Raw genomic sequence first — 20,155 nt, forward strand, 5'->3', positions numbered from 1 at the left:
ATTAAAGCGTTTGCTCTAAAATGCGAACAACTAATTGCTCAAAAGTTGCCCCGTTCGCTTTTGCAGCCATCGGTACTAGTGACTTTTCAGTCATGCCTGGTACTGTATTTACTTCAAGCAGGTAAAAATTCCCTTGCTCGTCTTGCATAGCATCAACACGACCCCAACCACTTGCACCCACTAAATCAAACGCATCTAGCGATATGGCTTGTAAGTACTTAGTATCTTGCTCTGATAAATCTGCAGGGCAATGATACTGGGTTGTATTTGATTGATACTTAGCTTGGTAATCGTAAAAGCCATTAGGTGTCGTCATCTCAATGACTGGTTGTACATCGTCGCCAAGCACCGTGATTGTAAATTCACGACCAGTGATCCACTGCTCTACAAGTACTTGGTTATCAAACTTAAATGCATTAGCTAGTGCATCTTCAAGCTCTTGTGTTGTACTTGCTTGCGCCATACCTATGCTTGAACCTTCATGCGATGGCTTAACCATGACCTTTTTAAATTCATCCATAATGGCTGCAGCATCAAAGCCTTTTTTAGCATCAACTACGGTATAAGGTGCAGTGCTTAAACCCGCTGATTTAAATAAGTGCTTACAACGTACTTTATCCATAGCAAGTGCTGAACCTAGTACATTACTGCCCGTGTAAGGCAAGTCCATAAATTCAAGTGCTCCCTGCACTGTGCCGTCTTCGCCACCACGGCCATGCAAAGCGATAAAAACGCGATCTACATTTAATTCTTTTAACTCCCACAAAGAACGACTTTGTGGGTCAAATGCAATTGCATCAATACCACTATTTTGCAGCGCATTTAAAACAGCCTGACCCGATCGTAAAGACACTTCACGCTCTGCTGAGTTACCACCTAGCAGTACCGCTACTTTACCAAATTGTGTGTTTACCTGAGTCATACTTCACCTTGCTTAAGTTTTTCTATCGACATACCCGTTGCAGCTAATGTTTTAACTAACTGACCTATATTACCAGCGCCTTGGGTTAATACTAAATCATTGTTTTGTAAATTTGCGGCCAAAACACCTGCAAGCTCAGCATTTGTTGCTACGTGTAGCGGCTCTTTGCCACGTTGACGAAGGCTACGACATAAGCTTTTGCTGTCGGCCCCTACAATAGGATCTTCACCAGCGCTATACACATCAAGCAATAGCAACTGATCTACATCAGCAAGTACTTTTACAAAATCTTCGTATAAGTCGCGTGTACGAGAAAATCTATGAGGTTGATATACCATTACTAAACGCTTATCAGGCCAACCTTCACGTACTGCTGCAATTGTTGCTGCAACCTCTGAAGGGTGATGCCCGTAGTCATCAACTAACATCACATTGCCCCGCTCGTTTTCAAATTCACCATAGTGCTGAAAACGACGGCCAATGCCTTCAAACTTCTGCAGCGCTTCTAAAATTGCATGATTCGCAATGTTTTGATCTTTTGCCACAGCAATCGCAGCGGTTGCATTAAGTGCGTTGTGTCTACCTGGCATATTCAACGTGGCAGTTAAACACTCACCTTGCTTGTTAGTTACTGTAAATGTGCACGTATTAGCTGATTGGCTAAAGTCGCTCATGCGATAATCAGCATCCTTCGATTCGCCATACGTAATAACTGGGCGACCAAAGCGCGGGATAAGCTCAGCTGCAACTTCAGAGTCAATACATACAACAGCTAAACCATAAAACGGCAAGTTATGAATGAAATCGACATACGTGTCTTTCATTTTTTCAAGACTGCCGCCATAAGTATCCATGTGATCTTCTTCAATATTTGTGATGACCGAGACCATTGGCTGCAAGTGTAAAAACGACGCATCGCTTTCATCAGCTTCTGCTATTAAAAAATCACTTTTACCTACTTTTGCGTTACTACCTGCGCTATTTAACAAGCCACCAATAATAAAAGTTGGATCGAGCCCTGCTTGTCCATAAATACTTGCAATTAGGCTTGTTGTCGTTGTTTTACCATGCGTTCCCGCAATCGCTATACCGTGGCGAAAACGCATTAGCTCTGCGAGCATTTCTGCGCGGCGCACAACAGGGATTCTTGCGGCTTTAGCTGCAATAATTTCAGGATTTGTTTCATCAATCGCGCTTGAAACAACCACTACATTGGCATCTTTCACGTTATTTTCATGATGGCCAATAAATACCTCAGCACCGGCTTTAATTAAGCGATCTGTCATAGCGCTATGAGCAATGTCAGAACCTGTAATACGGTAGCCTTCAAAAGCGAGTACTTCAGCAATACCGCCCATACCGGCTCCACCAATACCAATAAAGTGAATGGTTTCTATTCGGCGCATTGCTGGGCGCGTGTGTTTTTCTTGTACTGACGTTTCTTTCACTTATTTTCTCTTATTTGTTACTTGCTCACAGTGCGTTGCTACGCTTGCTGTGGCATCTAAAATGGCTTGTTTTTTTGCATTTGTAGCCATTTCAGTAATTAATGAAGGTTGGGCTAAATATGGGCTTAATAGTTCAACAATTGATTGTTTATTAAACTGCCCTTGTCGCATTAATAATGCGCCATTAGCCATCACTAAATATTGTGCGTTTGCTGTTTGATGGTCGTCCACGGCATGTGGAAAAGGAACAAAAACAGCCATTTTACCTGCTGCTGCAATTTCGCTAACAGTTAATGCACCAGCGCGGCAAACAACAATATCAGCCCAGCTATACGCCGCGTCCATATCATCAATAAATTCAGCTATTTTTGTATTACCATCCGCAAAGCCATGCATTTTATAAGCTGTTTCTACAGTAGATAAATGACCTTTACCTGTTTGATGCCATACGCTTATAGGAGCTGTATTATTTAGTACTTTAAATGCTTCTGGTAATGTTTGATTAAGCACTTGTGCACCGAGCGAGCCGCCCACTACTAAAATATTAATAGGGCTTGATACATCGCGTTTGGCTATATTCATAACGCTTTGGCGAACTGGGTTACCTACTAGCTCGGCTTGACCCTGTGCAAAAGCACTTGGAAATGCTGCTAATACACGTGTAGCCACCTTAGCTAGCAGTTTATTGCTCATACCCGCTACAGCGTTTTGCTCGTGAATAATTAACGGAATACCTAAACTCTTTGCGGCAATTCCCGTGGGTCCCGTAACATAACCGCCCATTGCGAGTACTACATCAGGGCGCTGTTCTTTCAATACCTTACGCGCTTGCAATACTGCATTAACTACCATGAATGGGGCTTTAATAAGACGTTTTAATCCGTTACCACGAACACCTTTTACATTAATAAAATCAATATCTATATTATGCTTAGGTACAACGCTTGCTTCCATTCGATCTGGTGTGCCAATCCAGCTAACTTGCCAGCCCTGCTGTTTTAAATAATCAGCCACTGCAATACCAGGAAAAATGTGTCCGCCAGTTCCACCAGCCACTACTACTAATTTTTTACTCATCGCTTGCCTCCACGTGAGGTGGCTTGTTTGGTTGCCATTTTGGTTTCAAAATCAACGCGCAATAAAATGCCCGTGGCAATGGTCATAATTAACAAGCTTGAGCCACCATAAGAAATAAATGGCAGGGTTAAACCCTTAGTTGGCAAAATACCTGCGCTCGCACCTACATTCACCATGGTTTGAAATGCAAACCAAATACCAATGGCAAACGAAAAATAGCCTTCGTATTCTTTGCCACACTTAAGCGCTTGTTGGCCTATTAATAACGCTCTAAATACTAAAGTAGCTAATACCATTAAAATACTTACAACGCCTATTAAACCAAGTTCTTCACCTATTACAGCAAAAATAAAATCGTTATGCGCTTCAGGTAAATATTGCAATTTTTGTACACTATTACCTAAGCCTTGGCCAAACCAACCACCTTGGCTATAAGCCATTAGAGATTGAACCAACTGATAACCTTTACCAAAAGGATCATCCCAAGGGTCTAAAAAGCCGACAACACGCGCCATTCGATATGGTTCAACAATAATCAGTAATACAACCAAACCGACGCCAGTTAGAATAAGTACAAAGAACTGCCATAATTTAGCGCCAGCTAAAAACAGTAAACCAACCGTTGTTACAAACATAACAACCACTGTGCCTAAATCAGGTTGCAGCAAAATAAGCAGCGCATACACTGCAAATACAGCTATTGGCTTTGCAAAGCCTTTAATATTTTCTTGTACTTCTTCGCGTTTTCTTACCAAATAACCCGCAATATAACTAAAAAAGTATAATTTAGCGGCCTCAGCAACCTGAAAACCAACAGGGCCAATAGGTATCCATCGTTTAGCACCATTCACTTCACGCCCAACAATCAATACCGCTATTAACAACACCATGCCTAGTATTAATAAATAAGGGTTGGAACGTTTCCACCAATCCATTGGCACACAAACACTTATCCAAAAAAGCACAAAAGACATTGCCAAAAACATGCTGTGGCGAATAGTAATATGGTATGGGTCATCAAATAACCGCTCAGCGGTCGGCATTGAAGCGCTGGTTACCATGATAAAACCAACACCAATTAACATAATTACGCAGTACAGCAGCGGTACATCATACAACTGACCTGAAGGTTTTGGTGTTAATGCATCTCTTATATCGGCAAAAGCAATCATAGTTGCCCTGCCATAACACATTGAATAAAGTCATCACCGCGCTGCATATAGTTGTTATACATATCAATGCTGGCACATGCAGGTGCTAACAAAACAATATTGCCTGTACTACTAAGTACGTTGGCCAAAGCAACGGCTTCTTCCATATTGTTAGTTAAATAGCTTTTATTGGTAATCGCAGCTAAGTCACTTGCATCTTTACCAAAACAAATTAATGCTTTTACATGCTGTTCTATGTAGGGTTTAAGTGCGTTTAAATCAGCGCCTTTAGCATCGCCACCTGCAATAACAATCAGGTTTTCACCATCACTAGCCAAGCTATCTATTGCAGCAATGGTCGCTCCAACATTCGTTGCCTTTGAATCGTTAAAATACTTTACACCGTTAAGCTCAGCTACAAATTGGCAGCGATGAGCCAACCCATTAAATTGACCTAACGCGTTCTTATATTGATCTTTACTTACTTCAAACGGACTTAAAAGCGCCATTACTGCAAGCGTATTTAAATAATTGTGTTTACCCACTACCGCAAGCGTATCAACAGGTAAAAAGGCATCGCCTTTAAGCATAAAATGAGTTTCGCCATTATGCTGCGCTAAATGGTAATCACCTTGTTGAGCACCAAAGCTGATTAGGGGGGTTGTACCGCGCTCAACTGGATGTGTTTGAATATCGTCTGCATTGACAACAATAAGCTCTGCACCGCCATAAATACTTAGCTTTGAGTCTATATAAGCTTGGTAACTGTCGTATCGGTCAAGGTGATCTTCTGACACATTTAATACCGTTGCACTCACAGGTTTTAAACTCGTTGTGGTATCTAACTGAAAACTAGATAACTCAAGTACATACACATCAAAATCATCGTTGAGTAAATCAAGTACCGCTGTGCCAATATTCCCACCCAAAGCAACTTTATAGCCGGCTTCTTTTAATACTTCATAAGCGAGGGTAACCACGGTTGATTTACCGTTAGAGCCCGTAACAGCAACAACTGGTTTTGTATTAATACGAGCAAATAACTCAACGTCGCCAATCACTTCAACACCTGCGTTAATTGCATTTGCAACAGCTGGTATTTTTAAGCTAAGCCCAGGGCTTATAATAATCATATTGCTTGAACAAAGCTCAGCGTCATCTAAATTACCAAAGTGGGTATCTAGATTTGGCGCATGCTCTTTTAACCAATCAATCCCCGGCGGGGTTGCTCGGCTATCAACGACCTTGGGGGCGAGGCCATGAGATAATAGAAAACGCACAATGCCCAGACCGGTTACACCGAGTCCGAGCACTGTTATTTGTTTGTTTTTTATCTCGTTTAAATACTGCATTTATCGAATCTTTAAAGTAGCTAAGCCAGCAAGCACTAGCACAACAGAAATAATCCAAAAGCGCACAATAACGCGAGGCTCTGGCCAACCTTTTAATTCATAATGATGATGAATCGGCGCCATTCTAAAAATGCGTTGTCCGCGCAATTTATACGACCCCACTTGTAATATTACCGATAGTGCTTCCATTACAAATACACCGCCCATAATAATAAGCAGTAATTCTTGGCGTACTAAAACAGCAATAATACCTAATGCGCCACCAAGTGCTAATGAGCCAACATCGCCCATAAATACTTGTGCTGGGTAAGTGTTAAACCATAAAAAGCCAAGCCCTGCGCCCACAATGGCAGTACACACAACCACAAGCTCACTCGCTAGCGGTAAATGTGGAATATGTAAGTAAGCCGAAAAGTTAATATTACCTGTTAAGTAAGCAATAATTGCCAATGCTGCAGCCACCAAAATAATTGGCACAATCGCCAAGCCATCTAAACCATCTGTCAGGTTTACCGCGTTTGATGTACCTACTATGGCAAAATATGTAAGCACAATATAAAACAAACCTAATTGTGGTAATACGTCTTTAAAAAATGGAACAACAAGAGATGTCTCAGATGCTTGAGCACTGGTAAAGTACAAAGCAGTAGCTACAACTAATGCAATGACCGATTGCCAAAAGTACTTCCACTTAGCAATTAAACCTTTTGGGTCTTTACGAATAACTTTACGGTAATCATCAACAAAGCCAACAATACCTAATGAGCCAATTACAAACAGTGTTGCCCACACATATTTATTTGATAAATCGGCCCAAAGTAGCGTGCTGGTAAAAATAGCCGCTAAAATAAGTAAGCCACCCATAGTCGGTGTACCCGACTTAGACAAATGCGATTGCGGACCATCGTCGCGAACTGTTTGACCTATTTGCATACGTTGCAAACCACGAATTAACTTAGGCCCTAAATAAAGAGACATAATTAACGCAGTTAAAATACCTAAAATGGCACGTAGCGTTAAATACGAAAAAACATGAAAACCACTAAAATACTGTGTTAAATACTCTGCCAGCCAAACTAACATTATGATACTCCATTGATGGCTTGTTGCTGGCCATTAACTAAATCGGTTACTAATAATTCCATGCGAGAACTGCGCGATCCTTTCACTACTATTGTTGTTTTTTTATTCACTTTATTAATACTTTCTTGAATTTTTTGCTGCATCTGTTCGCGGCTCGAAAAGTGGCGATTAGGAAGTTCAAACACATCACTTGCGTATTTACTTAACACGCCTAATGTAAATAACTCATCAATCCCTTGTTCAAGTGCATACTCGCCAACTTCTTGATGATACTTACGTGCATCTTCACCAAGCTCCCCCATATCTCCGAGTGCTAAAATGCGGTGACCTTGCATATCACTTAACAAGTCAATCGCAGCCTTTACCGACTTAACATTGGCATTATAGGTGTCATCAACCACGGTAAGTAAATCAGACACTTCAATTAAATTAACGCGCCCTTTTACATCACCCATTGTGGCAAGTGCATTGGCTATTTCTTCAAGGGTTACATCAAATTCACTGGTCAGCGCCGCAGCGATAAGTGCATTACTAATATTATGCTTACCAGGTAGTGCCAAAGTAACAGGCACTTGCTTGTTTTTAGTGCAAAGCGTAAAGCTTGCACGTGCATTGGCATCAAGCGTGATGTTCTCTGCCCAAATGTCTAGTTTTTCGGTTGTAGAAAAGCGTTTAACATTACGCCCTTCAAGTTTATCTAACCAATACTGGCTAAATTCACTATCGCAATTAACAATGGCAACGCCGTCATCTTTTAGGCCATCAAAAATCTCACCTTTAGCTTTTGCAACGCCCATTAAGCTACCAAAACCTTCCAAGTGAGCTGCTGCAACATTACATACAACGGCCACATCTGGTTTTGTCATTGCCGTTGTGTAAGCAATTTCACCTAAGTGATTTGCACCTAGCTCAATAACAGCAAAACGATGTTGAGGCTCTAAGCGCAATAACGTAAGAGGGACGCCAATATCGTTGTTAAAATTACCTTTAGTAGCTAATACATCACCGTGAACCGACAAAATTGCTGCACACATTTCTTTTACGGTGGTTTTGCCTACACTCCCTGTAATTGCAATTGTTTTAGGCGCCACTTGGGCCATAACAGCGGTGCCAATTGTACCTAGTGCAATACGTGTATCGCTTACTATAAATTGTGGAATATCCACATCAACTTTGTGCTGAACAATAACGCCTATAGCGCCTTTTTGTTTAGCCTCAGCTATAAATTTATGGCCATCAAAATTTGGCCCTTTAAGTGCTAAAAACACTTCGCCATCGCACACTGTGCGAGTATCAGTATTTATATTAAGCACGTGTTGATTATCACCTTGATAATCGGTTGTTAGCACATTAGCTAACCAATCAAAATCCATTGGGATCATTGTGTTATCCCTCTTACTGCTTTTTTTAGTTGTTCTTGTACATAGCGGCGATCGCAAAAGTCGATGCGCTTATCGCCTATAATTTGATAATCTTCGTGGCCTTTACCTGCAATCAAAATAACATCATCAGCTGTAGCGTTTTCTATAGCAAAACGAATTGCAGTTGCTCTATCAGCCTCTAGATGTGCATTTTGAGGATGGGTTAGACCGCCTGCTACATCTGCAATAATGTCATCAGGATTTTCTGTTCGAGGGTTATCGCTGGTAATAATCACTTTATTAGCGTTTTGCTCTGCAGCTTGCGCCATTAATGCGCGCTTACCTTTGTCTCTGTCGCCACCGCAACCAAATACACAACTTACACCACCTGGCACATGCAACTGCAATGCTTGTAATGCAAGTGCAAGTGCATCGGGTGTATGGGCGTAATCAACAACACACGTTGGCATGCCAGCTTGACTAAAAGCTTGCATTCGACCAGCGACTGGCTGTAACTGCGCACAACCAGCAACTAGTTGTTCAAGCGGATAACCTAGCCCTAGTAATGTAGCGAGCGCTGCCGTTAAGTTATATAAGTTGAATTCGCCAAACAGAGGCGATTTAATTGAAATATCACCCCAACTTGTCGACAACTGCGCCGAAATACCTTCACTTGAATATTCAACATCAGAAAAATAAACGTATCGGGCATTCTTAGGAGCTAAGTTTTTGCGGCCATAACAAATTAGGTTATTAAAATCATACTTTTCAAGCCATTGCTCAGCTTGAAAGTCATCTTGATTGAGCACTACAACTTGCGGCTCAAAATCACGGAAAAGCATTAATTTCGCATCACCGTAACTTGCCATATCACCATGGTAATCTAAGTGATCGCGCGAAAGATTAGTAAACACAGCCGCTTTAAACTGACATTTAGCAACGCGTTGTTGCACTAACCCATGAGATGATACTTCCATGGCTACCAGCTTTTTATGCTGCGAATTTAAATCGCTCAAAATATGCTGTAAATCAACTGTTGAAGGCGTAGTGTTTATCAGTGGAATTAAGTTATCAGGATGGCCATAACCTAAAGTGCCTATAATAGCCGACTCAGTACTACAAAATTGTGCTAAGTGGGCAATCATTGCTGTGGTAGTCGATTTACCATTTGTACCTGTTACACCAATTAAATCAAGAGTCTGACTTGGTTGGCTATAAAAGCGACTAGCTAATTCTGGAAGCTTTTTATCAAGCTCTGAGACTAAATACAGTGGCTCAAAACTGCTTTCAAATTCACATAATCTGTCAGCAATGATAGCTATTGCGCCATTTTCAATTGCTTTAGCAATAAATTGTCCGCCATCAAGTGTATGGCCTTTAATAGCAACAAATACATCACCTGGCGTTACTTCACGGCTATCAAGGCGTAAATGCTTTACCAGTTGCGAGGGCGCATCTATTTCGATGTATTTTAAAATATCCTTTAAATCACGCATCGTTATCTTTACCTTGTACGTACGCAACCTCTTCCTTGTCAGGCGCTACGTTTAATATTCTTAATGCGTTAGAGATGATTTCTGCAAATGCAGGGCCAGCGGTGGCACCTCCATAGTACACATCACCACCTGGTTCATTAATCATAACTACCACGGCTAAACGAGGATTACTTGCCGGTGCTACACCTGCAAAGTAACCTACATATTCATCACCATAACCACCTGCTACGGCTTTTTTAGATGTACCTGTTTTACCGGCAGCACGATACCCATCAACTTTTATGTTGCGAGCAGTACCGTCTTTTTCAAATACACTTTCCATCATGTGGACTACGGCTTCTACGTCTTTTTGTTTAAAAATACGTTCGCCTTCAGGTATATTATCTTGCTTTAAAATAGTCAGTGGTCGATTAACTCCACCAGCGCCTAACATGGTATAAAAGCGCGCCATTTGCGCAGTACTTACCGAAATTGCATAACCAAATGATAAAGTGGCAATTTCAAAGTCAGACCAACGACGATTTGGATAAAACAAACCGCTGCTTTCACCTACCATTCCAGTACCGGTGTCACTGCCAAAGCCTACTTTTTGATATAAGCCAACAAGGTAATCTTTAGGCACTAACTGAGTAACCTTCGCAACCCCCATATTTGAGGAGTACTTTAGTATTTCGCGCAGTGTTAGTTCGCCGTGATTACGAGTATCTCTAACTAAACTACCACCTAAACGCATCCAACCTGGGTAGGTATCAATCGTGTCATCTGCCTGAATGGCGCCGTAGTCTAGCCCAGCTAAAATGGCTAGAGGCTTAACAGTTGAGCCTGGTTCAAACAAATCTGTAATTGCGCGATTACGACGCTTATGAGGTGCAGCATCGCTTAAGTTATTTGGATTAAATGAAGGACTATTTACCATTGCCAGCACTTCACCGGTTTTAACATCAACTACCATAGCTGAGCCCGATGTGGCTTTGTAAGTCAGTACAGCTGATTTTACAGCTTTGTAGGCAATAGCTTGAATTCGCTGGTCAATACTTAGTTCTATACTTTCTGGCTCTACGCGCTCACGCTCGTCAAGCACTTCTACTTCACGCCCTTGTGCGTCTTTACGTATAGTGCGGCGGCCTTCCTCGCCCGTTAAAGCGTTTTCGTATAGCTTTTCAATACCTTCAATGCCTTTACCGTCTATATTAGTAAAACCAATAACATGCGCGGTAACCTCACCGGCGGGGTAATAGCGTTTAGATTCATCTAGTAAATGAATACCTGGTAGGCGTAAATCGCCAATATAATTTGCTACAGCAGGAGTAACTTGGCGCTTTAAATAAACAAAGCGACGCGAGGGATCGTTTAATAGTCGAGAGTTAATCTTCTTAGGATCAATGCGCAATACATCAGCAAGCTCACGCCAGCGTAAATCGTTTTTATAATAAAGTGCAGTACGCTTATCAAGCTCAGCGGTATTTTCAGCTAAAGATAAATGATCTTCGCCGCTTTTACGTGCTTGTTTAATTACTTTAGAGACTAGCGACTTGTGCAATGCTTTAGGATCAGCATATACACTTACAACAGGCACACTTACCGCTAACTCTTTACCATTACGGTCAAAAATCATCCCGCGTTGCACATGTAGTTTTTCAACGCGCACGGTACGTTTGTCACTTTCTGAACGTGCTTTATCAGGTTCTATTACTTGTAAATAAGCAGCGCGAGATACGAGTGTTACAAACACCATAAACACAACTGCACACACCAGCATAAAGCGCCATGTGATTAAATTAGTGACTGGTTTTTTGCCTCTATTTCTCATTGTACTATTATTACCTGCTCATCTTGACTCGTAGGTCTTTTCATTTTCAATTGTGATGTAGCTACTTCTTCAATGCGTGCATGTTGCGAATAAAATTCTTCTTCAACAAGTAAGTAGCGCCACTCTAAATCGAGCTCATCGCGTTCTTGTAATAATTGATCTTGCTGTATAAGTTGGCCACGAGCTAAGTGGGTTGTTTGCACAACAGCTAAACTAGAAGCGAATATCACAACCAACAAGGCCGAGGTTAGCTTATTAGCTCCTAGGCCTTTTAATATTTCAAAGAATAAATTAGGTTGCCGATAGCTCGCTTTTTTACTCATCCCAACCTCTGTGCAATCCTAAGTACAGAACTACGAGAACGTGGATTACGCTCTACTTCTGCAGCACTTGGCTTAATAGCTTTACCCACTGCTTTTAACGTCAGATTTTTATTTATTTGTGCGTCAGTTAAAGGCAGACCTCTGGGTAATGCTTCTCCCTTACTCTGTTTTCTAATAAACTGTTTTACAATACGGTCTTCTAAAGAATGAAACGAAATCACCACTAAACGTCCGCCTGGCTTTAGCACTTTAACTGCAGACTGTAGCGCTGTTTGAATCTCTTCAAGCTCGCTATTGATATAAATACGAATCGCCTGAAAAGTACGTGTTGCAGGGTGCTTAAACTTATCTTTTACCGGTACAGCTTCATCAACAAGGTCAGCAAGCTGCTTGGTAGTTGTGATTGGCGTGTGCTCACGAACTTCAAGTACTTTGTGTGCAATGCGTTTACCAAACTTTTCTTCGCCCAATTTTTTAATTACGTGGGTAATATCATCCAACTCAGCCTCTGCTAACCACTGTGCTGCACTGCGACCTGTTGTAGGGTCCATACGCATATCGAGTGGGCCGTCTTTCATAAAACTAAAGCCACGCTCAGCGTCATCTAATTGTGGTGACGAAACACCAATGTCTAATAAAATGCCATCGACTTTACCAATTAGATCGTTTTGCTGTGCTACTTCGTATAGGTTTGAAAAGCGAGTATGTGCAATTGCAAAACGTGGGTCATCAGCAAATTTTTCAGCTGATTGTATTGCTTGTGGATCTTGGTCAATTGCTTGCAGGCGACCTTCATCACCAAGGCGTGCTAAAATTTGCCCAGAGTGGCCACCACGTCCAAATGTACCATCCATGTATATACCGTCTGGCTTAATTGCAAGGGCATCGATGGTCTCATCCATTAATACGGATACGTGTTCAAATTGCGCTGTCATTAGCTATTGTGTGCCTTTTTTTGTGCCGTTAGAGTGTAAAATTATCTAAATCTTGGTTAGGTTCAAAATCACCAAGCCTTTCAAGCTCAGTATCTTGCTGCATTTGCTCGTGCCAACGCGCCTCGTCCCAAATTTCAAACTTATTCATCAAACCAACCAGCATGATTTTTTTGCCAAGAGATGCATGGGCACGTAATGACGGCGCAAGCAAAATTCGACCATTTTTATCAAGTTGATACTCTGTAGCGTTACCTAGCAACATACGTTGCATTCGTCGAGCTCGTGGATTCATATTAGATATTTTCGCTAAACGGCTTTCTATTTCGAGCCACTCAGCCAATGGATATAACCATAAACACGGTTCATTTAATGCGACGGTACAAATAACTGTCCCCTGATCTTCAGACAACAGAGATTCTCGGTACTTTGTCGGTACCGCAAAACGCCCCTTATCATCCAAACTCAGTGAACTCGCGCCACGAAACATAAAAAACCTACTTTGAAATTGTTTTATTCAATTTTTTGTTTATTTTATCCAATGAGATCCACTAAAAACCACTTTTTACCACAGTGCTCCAGTTTAGGGCTTGACAAGCCATTTTGTCAAGTAAGCTGACCAGCTTTAGTGAGTCTCAAAGCTAGAAAAAATAAGGGCTCAAGCGAAGCGTTTGAATTACGTGGGAAAAAGTGGGATTGAGGTAAAGAAAAATATCAGCTTTGCTTTTATAACTTTCTGTTTACATGCATTGCTTACTGAATAACCAATGAATATTTACAATTTTTAAGGCGTTTTTATCCTCTTTGTAAAATTTACCTAGCCGTGTAGTAATAGTTACTGTTTATTTTAAAATACTAATTATCAAAAATTAAAAACAATAAACAAAATACATCAAATTCAGGCAGTTAAAATAAATAACAAGTTTGGTTTAATCATTGCATCATCTAAATCACTATTTAAATTTTTAACTTATTAAGGATTGATTATGGCTACTGCAACGAATACGAAACCAAATACAACTTCAGATGTTAAGCCTGACGTTAAACTAACAAATACTGAGTCTCCTCTTACAGAGAAAGCAACATCAGCGGCGCACGATGCTGTAGATGCACTTTCTAGCAAAGCTGCAACAGCAGAAAGCAGTGTGCGTAAAGGAGCTTCTAGCTCAGCAGATGCATTGAGCGAAAAACAACTTATTGCACGTGAAAAACTAAGCGAATGTACTGCAAAAACTCGTGCTTTTGCTTCTGAAAATCCATTAGCAACTGCGGGTATTGCTTTTGCTGCGGGTATGTTAATCACATCACTACTTCGTCGTAAGTAATTAGTGATGAATAACCCACAAACAACAGCAACCAAGGATGGTAATGCGCAAGACCAAACTACTGAGCAACATAGCCAAAAGGACGATTGGCAAGATCATGTTGCAATGCTTTTAGAGTATTCTAAGCAGCTCAAGGATGATTACCAAACTCAAGGAAAGATCACCCACCAGCTTGCTAAAGCTGAATGGCGGTTATCGCTTAGATCGCTTGCATTGATCACTATATTTTTAGGATGCTTTGCCAGTGGTTTGGTTTTGTTGTGGGCAGGATTTCTAGGTGCTGTTGGATACGGTGTATACGATGTTTTTGGGTCGGTATGGCTAAGTATAGCAACAGCTACTTTACTACAAGTTGCTTGTTTAATATGGCTTTGGAAAAATACAGTTTACTTAAGCAATAAAATTGGCTTTAGTAAAACACTTAAAAGTTTAAAGCAGCTATTTAACTTACAAGGAAATTAGTATGTTAGTTAACTACTTAATTAAAGCACCTAATGAAAACGTTGATGCTCTAAGTAAGCAAATGGATACGCGCAGTGAATTGAAACGCCAACATCATGCAGCGTTCCAATATAGACTAAAGCGTTTTGCCGTAACCAAAGTTGGGCTTTCAAGTGCCTTTATCGCAGGTGCAGCAGTACAAGCGGGTAAAAGCGAAACCAGCTTCGTAAGAAAATACGGCTGGCTAGTGAACTTGATAGCTTAAGCGCTAAACATTTCTACCGTGATCAGATAAGTAATCAATACTTGGACCACTTGGCACAACTTGTGTTGGGTTGATCATTGTGTGACTAAAATAGTAGTGACGCTTAATATGATAAAAATCAACTGTTTCAGCCACTCCTTTAACTTGATATAGCTCCCTAAGGTATCCACTTAATGCAGGATAGCTTTCAATTGTGCGTAAATTACATTTAAAATGGCCAACGTACACACTATCAAACCGAATGAGTGTAGTGAATAGTCGCCAATCTGCCTCGGTGAGGCTATTACCTGTTAAATAACGCTGCTTGCTCAGTATCCCTTCTACTTTATCGAGTGCTTTGAATAAATCGTTAAACGCCTCTTCGTATGCATCTTGAGTTGTTGCGAATCCCGTACGATAAACACCATTATTTATATTTGGATAAATCAACGCATTTAATTCATCAATTTTTGGTCGTAGTGCCTCCGGATAGTAGTCATCGTTATTACCTGTTAACTCATTAAACGCACTATTGAACATACGTATAATATCGGCAGACTCATTACTGACAATTTTATTTAGCTTTTTATCCCACAATACGGGTACTGTAACTCGCCCGGAATACTTAGGATTATTTTTTGTATACACTTGATGTAAGTAGTTACTATTAAATAAAGCATCACCAGTACTGTGGTTTTGCGTATCAAAAGCCCAACCACTATCAAGCATATCAGGGCTAACAACCGACACCGTAATTAAATCTTGCAACCCTTTTAACGCTCTAAATATAAGCGTTCGATGCGCCCAAGGACACGCAAGTGATACATATAAATGATACCTGTTCGCTTGTGCTTTAAAACCAGCCTCGCCCGTTATTCCAGCGCTACCATCAACAGTTACCCAGTGACGTAACTGCGCCGTTTCGCGTTCAAACTTACCGTTACTTGAATCTATGTCGTACCATTTATCTTGCCATTGGCCGTTAACTAATAATCCCATAAAACTCTCCTAAAAATACCGTTATATTTTGCCAAACTCGCCGTTTTGATAATCACGCACTGCTTGCTGTACTTCAGCTTGCGTCGTCATTACAAACGGACCCATATGAGCAATTGGCTGATTAAGTGGATCGCCTGCAAAAACCAAAACGCCAGCGCCTTGTTCAGAGCTAATATTAATATCACTGCCTGGTTCTAAAATAAGTAACTTACCCGCTGGTATTGTTTGATTGTCGCTCATTATTAGTGAGCCGCTATGAATATAAAGCATTACTTTTTGTTGGCTAAGAGGCTCTAAATAAATGCTTTTACCAGCAGGTAATGTAATATCAGCGAGCGCCGCATTAGCAGCTAAACTTTGCAGCTCGCTTGCAAGCGTTTCACTTTCGAACTGCCACGATCCCGCAAGTGCTTTTAACGTCACGCCTTGCGTATTTGTAAAACTAGGAGCTGGGTTTTTAGTCGTATCTTGATAACGTGAATCACGCATTTTTTCTGCGCTTGGCATGTTTATCCAAATTTGAAAGCCATGCAGACCATCTATAGCATCAGCGAGTGGCATTTCACTGTGCATGACGCCGCGCCCTGTGCTCATCCATTGCACATCGCCTGCTTTAATTGCTTCTTTGTTACCCATTTGGTCACGATGCTCAAAGCCACCTTTTAGAATATAAGTAAACGTTTCAATTCCTCGGTGCGGATGCTCTGGAAAGCCTCCCATATAATCTTTTTTGTCGTCTGACTTAAGTTCATCAATCATCAAAAACGGATCTAAATATTTACCATCAAACCCAGGTATACGGCTAATGCTCACGCCATCGCCATCTTGAGTTGCATAAGCTGTAAGTATTTTTGATATTTTCATTTTTTAATTCACTCTAAAGAATAAGTTTATGAGGCTATTAAATCATTCATTAAACAAAACAACTATGTCTTTAAATCGAGCTTAAGGTTCTAAAAAATAGAACGACATTGATTCATTGGTTACATTTTCAACCTTATAATTACTATGGTTATTTGGAGTGAATTTGGCTACAATTGTTATTGCAAAATACGAAACTAAGGAATGGTTATTTTTACTTATTCTCTCAAACATCAGCTTTATCGTTTGCTTATATTGCTAAGTATTCCGGGCACCGCTGTAATTATTTTTACTCTGCTGCTTGAACGCCACCACTCTATTGAGCAAAGTGAAAAAAAAGTAGAAAACATTGCTAAGCAATTAATTTTACAGCAAAAGCACTTAGTCGATGATATTGACCGTTTAGCGCGTTATTTGGCTAAAGAGGAAAGTAAGAAAGAAAATATAGCAACGTCCTGCCCTAATTATTTTAATCAATTTAGAGCTATTTATGCCCATGTTGCCAATATCGGGATTATAGATCCAAATGGCATTGTTATGTGTACAACAAGCGGATTAACCAAAACAATAAGTATTGCAGATCGTGCGTATTTTCAAAATGCCTTAAAAAGTAACCAATTGTCGGTAGGTTATTTTCAGCACGATAGAAACTTGCAAAAAAACACCCTTAACTTTGCGTTGCCTATCATTAATAAAAAAAATGTAATTCAGGGCGTTGTAGTTATCGTTGTTGCGCTTGACTGGTGGAACAATGCTTTTAATAATATTGAACTGCCGACTGGCTCTATTGCTGCAATCGCTGATTCTAATGGAAAAATTTTAGCGCGTTACCCACCAACAACTGCAGCCCTTGGCGATAATATTGCAAAGACTTTATTAGCAACTGATTCTTCGATTGATAATGAGGCATTAACAAAAATAAAATCTATTGAGGGTGAAGATCGAATGCTTCATCACTCTATTATTTATAAAGATCCGAGTAATAACAGCTTAAATATACATATTGCACTTCCTATTACGCATGCTTTAAAGCAAATAAATAATAATTTTTTTATAGCGATTGGTGTGTTTATTTTATCACTGCTAGTGCTATGTTTAATTGCACGTAAGCTGCTTAAAACCAGCATTATCGACCCAATTAATAATCTAACAAATGCAACAAACGTGTTGGCTAAGGGCGAAATGCCGTCACAAAAAACACAGCCAAATAATCCAGAGCTAAATACTCTCTATCAGCGCTTTAAATCAATGGCGCAAACTAGGTTAACAGCTGAAGCTAATTTAAAAAACAAGCACGATGAGCTTACCAGCTTGCTTAATACTCTACCCGACAGTTACGTTAGAATTAACATCCATGGCGATATTCTCAACATAACGGGGCAATTTAAGCCTCAAGTAAACCCAAACAGCACTGCAGTACCTCATTTATCATCAATACTTTCACACAGCAATGTTCAGCTTTTGTTATCGCAGTTATCTAAGCTTGATGTTTCGAGTAATTTAGAATTTACACTCGAAAAATCAGATCCTAAACGCAGCTTTGAAGCGCGTATTAGTGCAATGCAAAGTAAAAATGAATACGTTGTTGTGCTAAGAGATATAACACAACGAAAAATAAATGAAGAAGCACTCCACCTTGCCTCGCTAGTGTATAACAACAGTAGTGAAGGCATGGCAATCACCGATCCAGCGGGTATAATATTTGATGTAAACCCTGCGTTTTGCAAAACGACTTTATATAGTAAAGAAGAAGTTATTGGGCGCTCCTCTTCAATTCTTTCATCAGGAAAACATGATAAGAATTTTTACAATAAAATGTGGTCTGAATTACAGCAAACAGGCCGCTGGCAAGGCGAGGTTATTAACCGTAAAAAGAACGGGCAGCTATACTCTGAGTGGCTCACAATCGATACGGTTTATGATACAAACAACGCACCTATTCGTCGAATCGCGATATTTACAGACCTCACTGAGAAAAAACAAGCCGATGAAACAATTTGGCGACAAGCTCACTATGATCACCTAACTGACTTACCAAATCGTTTAGAGTTAAAGGAGCGATTAAATCAACGATTTTCAAACATTGTTACTCCCGACAATCAATTGGTTGTCATGCTTTTAGATATAGATCACTTTAAAGATATTAATGACACATTAGGCCATCACTATGGTGATAACTTATTAAAACTCGTATCTCAGCGTATAGTCCAGTCGGCAAAAAATGCTGAGTTTGTGGCACGTATTGGTGGTGATGAGTTTGTTATTGTGTTTAATCGTATAAAAAGTACGCGTCATATTAATCAAATTGCCAGTAATATTTTGCTTAGCCTATCGTCGGCTTTGCATCTTGAAAACGAAGAGTTATTTATTAGCGCCAGCATGGGCATAGCATGCGCCCCTAATGATGGTGAAAATACTGAACAGCTTTTAAAAGCAGCCGATCAGGCTATGTATAAAGCAAAAAGTAATGGTCGTAACTGTTTTGAATTTTTCTCTGCTGACATGCGCGAATATGCACACGCGCGCATGGTGCTATTAAAAGACTTACGAAGTGCCATTGAACTTGAACAGTTTGAGTTGTTTTATCAGCCCATTGTTGCTTTGAATGATTTACATATTCATAAAGCTGAAGCACTTATTCGTTGGCAACATCCCGAAAAAGGCCTAATTAGCCCTGTCGCATTTATTCCTCTTGCTGAAGAAACTAGGCAAATAAATGCAATTGGCCAATTTGTATTTGCTCAAACCTTGCAAACGCTTAACGATATAAAAACCCTAACCGATGACACTTTTCAAATAAGTGTAAACGTGTCGCCAGTGCAGTTATCCACGCCAGAGAGTGGTATAGATGAATGGTACGATATGCTAAAAGCTGCAAAATTACCTGCATCCTCAATTGTGGCAGAAATAACTGAAGGCCTAATGATTAACCCCGAAGCATTAACGCAACGTCGCTTAAAAGAAATAGTAAAATCAGGAATGCAGCTTGCCCTTGATGATTTTGGTACAGGATATTCGTCACTCGCTTACTTACAAGAAATGGATACCGATTATTTAAAAATAGATAAACGTTTTGTTGATAATATCCAAGTAGGCAGTCAAGAACTTGCACTGTGTGAAGCTATAATTGTTATGGCGCATCAACTAGGCTTAAAAGTAATCGCCGAAGGAATTGAAACTGAATTACAAATGCAGCTATTACTTGAAGCCGGATGTGATTACGGACAAGGTTATTTATTTTCAAGACCTTTAAATAAAAGCAGTTTTATGGCACTTCTAGCTGATAAAAAAGTCGCTTTATTAAAATAAATAAACAAAAAATCACTGTTA

The 20,155-nt window shown here is 40.2% G+C and carries 18 protein-coding genes; 4 read left to right on the forward strand and 14 right to left on the reverse strand.

Translation table 11 applies throughout. The annotated features are described in order from the left end of the window. Position 1 precedes the first annotated feature (1 nt). From H5117_RS03880 to mraZ, 12 genes are read right to left on the reverse strand one after another with little or no spacing between them, the layout of a single operon-like run. Entirely contained in the window at positions 2 to 922 is a 921-nt protein-coding gene (locus H5117_RS03880) for a D-alanine--D-alanine ligase (protein ID WP_058154153.1), read from the reverse strand. Continuing rightward, on the reverse strand, positions 919 to 2,370 hold the full coding sequence (murC, locus tag H5117_RS03885) for a UDP-N-acetylmuramate--L-alanine ligase (protein ID WP_039485322.1): 1,452 nt from the start codon (positions 2,368 to 2,370) through the stop codon (positions 919 to 921). Before murC ends, H5117_RS03880 begins: the two co-directional genes overlap by 4 nt. Beyond that, the gene (murG, locus tag H5117_RS03890; RefSeq protein WP_182736233.1) at positions 2,371 to 3,447 is read right to left on the reverse strand and encodes an undecaprenyldiphospho-muramoylpentapeptide beta-N-acetylglucosaminyltransferase; all 1,077 of its coding nucleotides are present in this window, start codon (positions 3,445 to 3,447) and stop codon (positions 2,371 to 2,373) included. It lies immediately after the preceding gene. Then, positions 3,444 to 4,619, reverse strand: coding sequence for a cell division protein FtsW (gene ftsW / locus H5117_RS03895; RefSeq protein ID WP_024606332.1), 1,176 nt, complete (start codon positions 4,617 to 4,619; stop codon positions 3,444 to 3,446). The genes murG and ftsW overlap by 4 nt, the downstream gene beginning before the upstream one ends. Next, on the reverse strand, positions 4,616 to 5,950 hold the full coding sequence (gene murD, locus H5117_RS03900) for a UDP-N-acetylmuramoyl-L-alanine--D-glutamate ligase (protein WP_182736234.1): 1,335 nt from the start codon (positions 5,948 to 5,950) through the stop codon (positions 4,616 to 4,618). Before murD ends, ftsW begins: the two co-directional genes overlap by 4 nt. After that, entirely contained in the window at positions 5,951 to 7,033 is a 1,083-nt protein-coding gene (mraY, locus tag H5117_RS03905; RefSeq protein ID WP_002957990.1) for a phospho-N-acetylmuramoyl-pentapeptide-transferase, read from the reverse strand. Then, complete coding sequence (murF, locus tag H5117_RS03910; protein WP_165743106.1) at positions 7,033 to 8,415, reverse strand: UDP-N-acetylmuramoyl-tripeptide--D-alanyl-D-alanine ligase; 1,383 nt, start codon at positions 8,413 to 8,415, stop codon at positions 7,033 to 7,035. The genes mraY and murF overlap by 1 nt, the downstream gene beginning before the upstream one ends. Beyond that, complete coding sequence (gene murE / locus H5117_RS03915; RefSeq protein ID WP_182736235.1) at positions 8,412 to 9,890, reverse strand: UDP-N-acetylmuramoyl-L-alanyl-D-glutamate--2,6-diaminopimelate ligase; 1,479 nt, start codon at positions 9,888 to 9,890, stop codon at positions 8,412 to 8,414. Before murE ends, murF begins: the two co-directional genes overlap by 4 nt. Further along, positions 9,883 to 11,700: a peptidoglycan glycosyltransferase FtsI gene (locus tag H5117_RS03920; protein WP_002957987.1), complete on the reverse strand. Its 1,818-nt coding sequence runs from the start codon at positions 11,698 to 11,700 to the stop codon at positions 9,883 to 9,885. The genes murE and H5117_RS03920 overlap by 8 nt, the downstream gene beginning before the upstream one ends. Beyond that, positions 11,697 to 12,023, reverse strand: coding sequence for a cell division protein FtsL (gene ftsL / locus H5117_RS03925; protein WP_002957986.1), 327 nt, complete (start codon positions 12,021 to 12,023; stop codon positions 11,697 to 11,699). The genes H5117_RS03920 and ftsL overlap by 4 nt, the downstream gene beginning before the upstream one ends. Next, positions 12,020 to 12,958: a 16S rRNA (cytosine(1402)-N(4))-methyltransferase RsmH gene (gene rsmH / locus H5117_RS03930; RefSeq protein WP_024606338.1), complete on the reverse strand. Its 939-nt coding sequence runs from the start codon at positions 12,956 to 12,958 to the stop codon at positions 12,020 to 12,022. Before rsmH ends, ftsL begins: the two co-directional genes overlap by 4 nt. Positions 12,959 to 12,986: 28 nt before the next feature. Beyond that, positions 12,987 to 13,445 carry a division/cell wall cluster transcriptional repressor MraZ gene (gene mraZ, locus H5117_RS03935; protein ID WP_007582904.1) on the reverse strand — a complete coding sequence of 153 codons (459 nt, stop codon included), beginning with the start codon at positions 13,443 to 13,445 and terminating at the stop codon, positions 12,987 to 12,989. A gap of 496 nt (positions 13,446 to 13,941) precedes the next feature. On the opposite strand from mraZ, the gene H5117_RS03940 reads away from it, so the two are divergent. From H5117_RS03940 to H5117_RS03950, 3 genes are read left to right on the forward strand one after another with little or no spacing between them, the layout of a single operon-like run. Continuing rightward, positions 13,942 to 14,280, forward strand: a complete 339-nt coding sequence (locus H5117_RS03940; protein WP_002957982.1) for a hypothetical protein — start codon at positions 13,942 to 13,944, stop codon at positions 14,278 to 14,280. Between the two features lie 6 nt (positions 14,281 to 14,286). Then, the gene (locus H5117_RS03945; protein WP_024596382.1) at positions 14,287 to 14,742 is read left to right on the forward strand and encodes a hypothetical protein; all 456 of its coding nucleotides are present in this window, start codon (positions 14,287 to 14,289) and stop codon (positions 14,740 to 14,742) included. A 1-nt stretch (position 14,743) separates the two neighbouring features. After that, a complete protein-coding gene (locus tag H5117_RS03950) occupies positions 14,744 to 14,986 on the forward strand; it encodes a hypothetical protein (protein WP_024596383.1) in 243 nt (80 codons plus the stop codon). Positions 14,987 to 14,989: 3 nt separating this feature from the next. On the opposite strand, the gene H5117_RS03955 is transcribed toward H5117_RS03950, so the two are convergent. Together H5117_RS03955 and H5117_RS03960 are read right to left on the reverse strand one after the other, a co-directional pair. Continuing rightward, entirely contained in the window at positions 14,990 to 15,964 is a 975-nt protein-coding gene (locus tag H5117_RS03955; RefSeq protein ID WP_182736236.1) for a glutathione S-transferase family protein, read from the reverse strand. A gap of 21 nt (positions 15,965 to 15,985) precedes the next feature. Next, a complete protein-coding gene (locus H5117_RS03960) occupies positions 15,986 to 16,828 on the reverse strand; it encodes a pirin family protein (RefSeq protein ID WP_182736237.1) in 843 nt (280 codons plus the stop codon). 201 nt (positions 16,829 to 17,029) lie between these two features. On the opposite strand from H5117_RS03960, the gene H5117_RS03965 reads away from it, so the two are divergent. Further along, the gene (locus H5117_RS03965; RefSeq protein WP_182736238.1) at positions 17,030 to 20,134 is read left to right on the forward strand and encodes an EAL domain-containing protein; all 3,105 of its coding nucleotides are present in this window, start codon (positions 17,030 to 17,032) and stop codon (positions 20,132 to 20,134) included. Positions 20,135 to 20,155: the final 21 nt, after the last annotated feature.

Source organism: Pseudoalteromonas sp. SG45-1 (assembly GCF_014164135.1).
In the GTDB taxonomy this organism is placed as follows: Bacteria; Pseudomonadota; Gammaproteobacteria; order Enterobacterales; family Alteromonadaceae; genus Pseudoalteromonas; species Pseudoalteromonas distincta.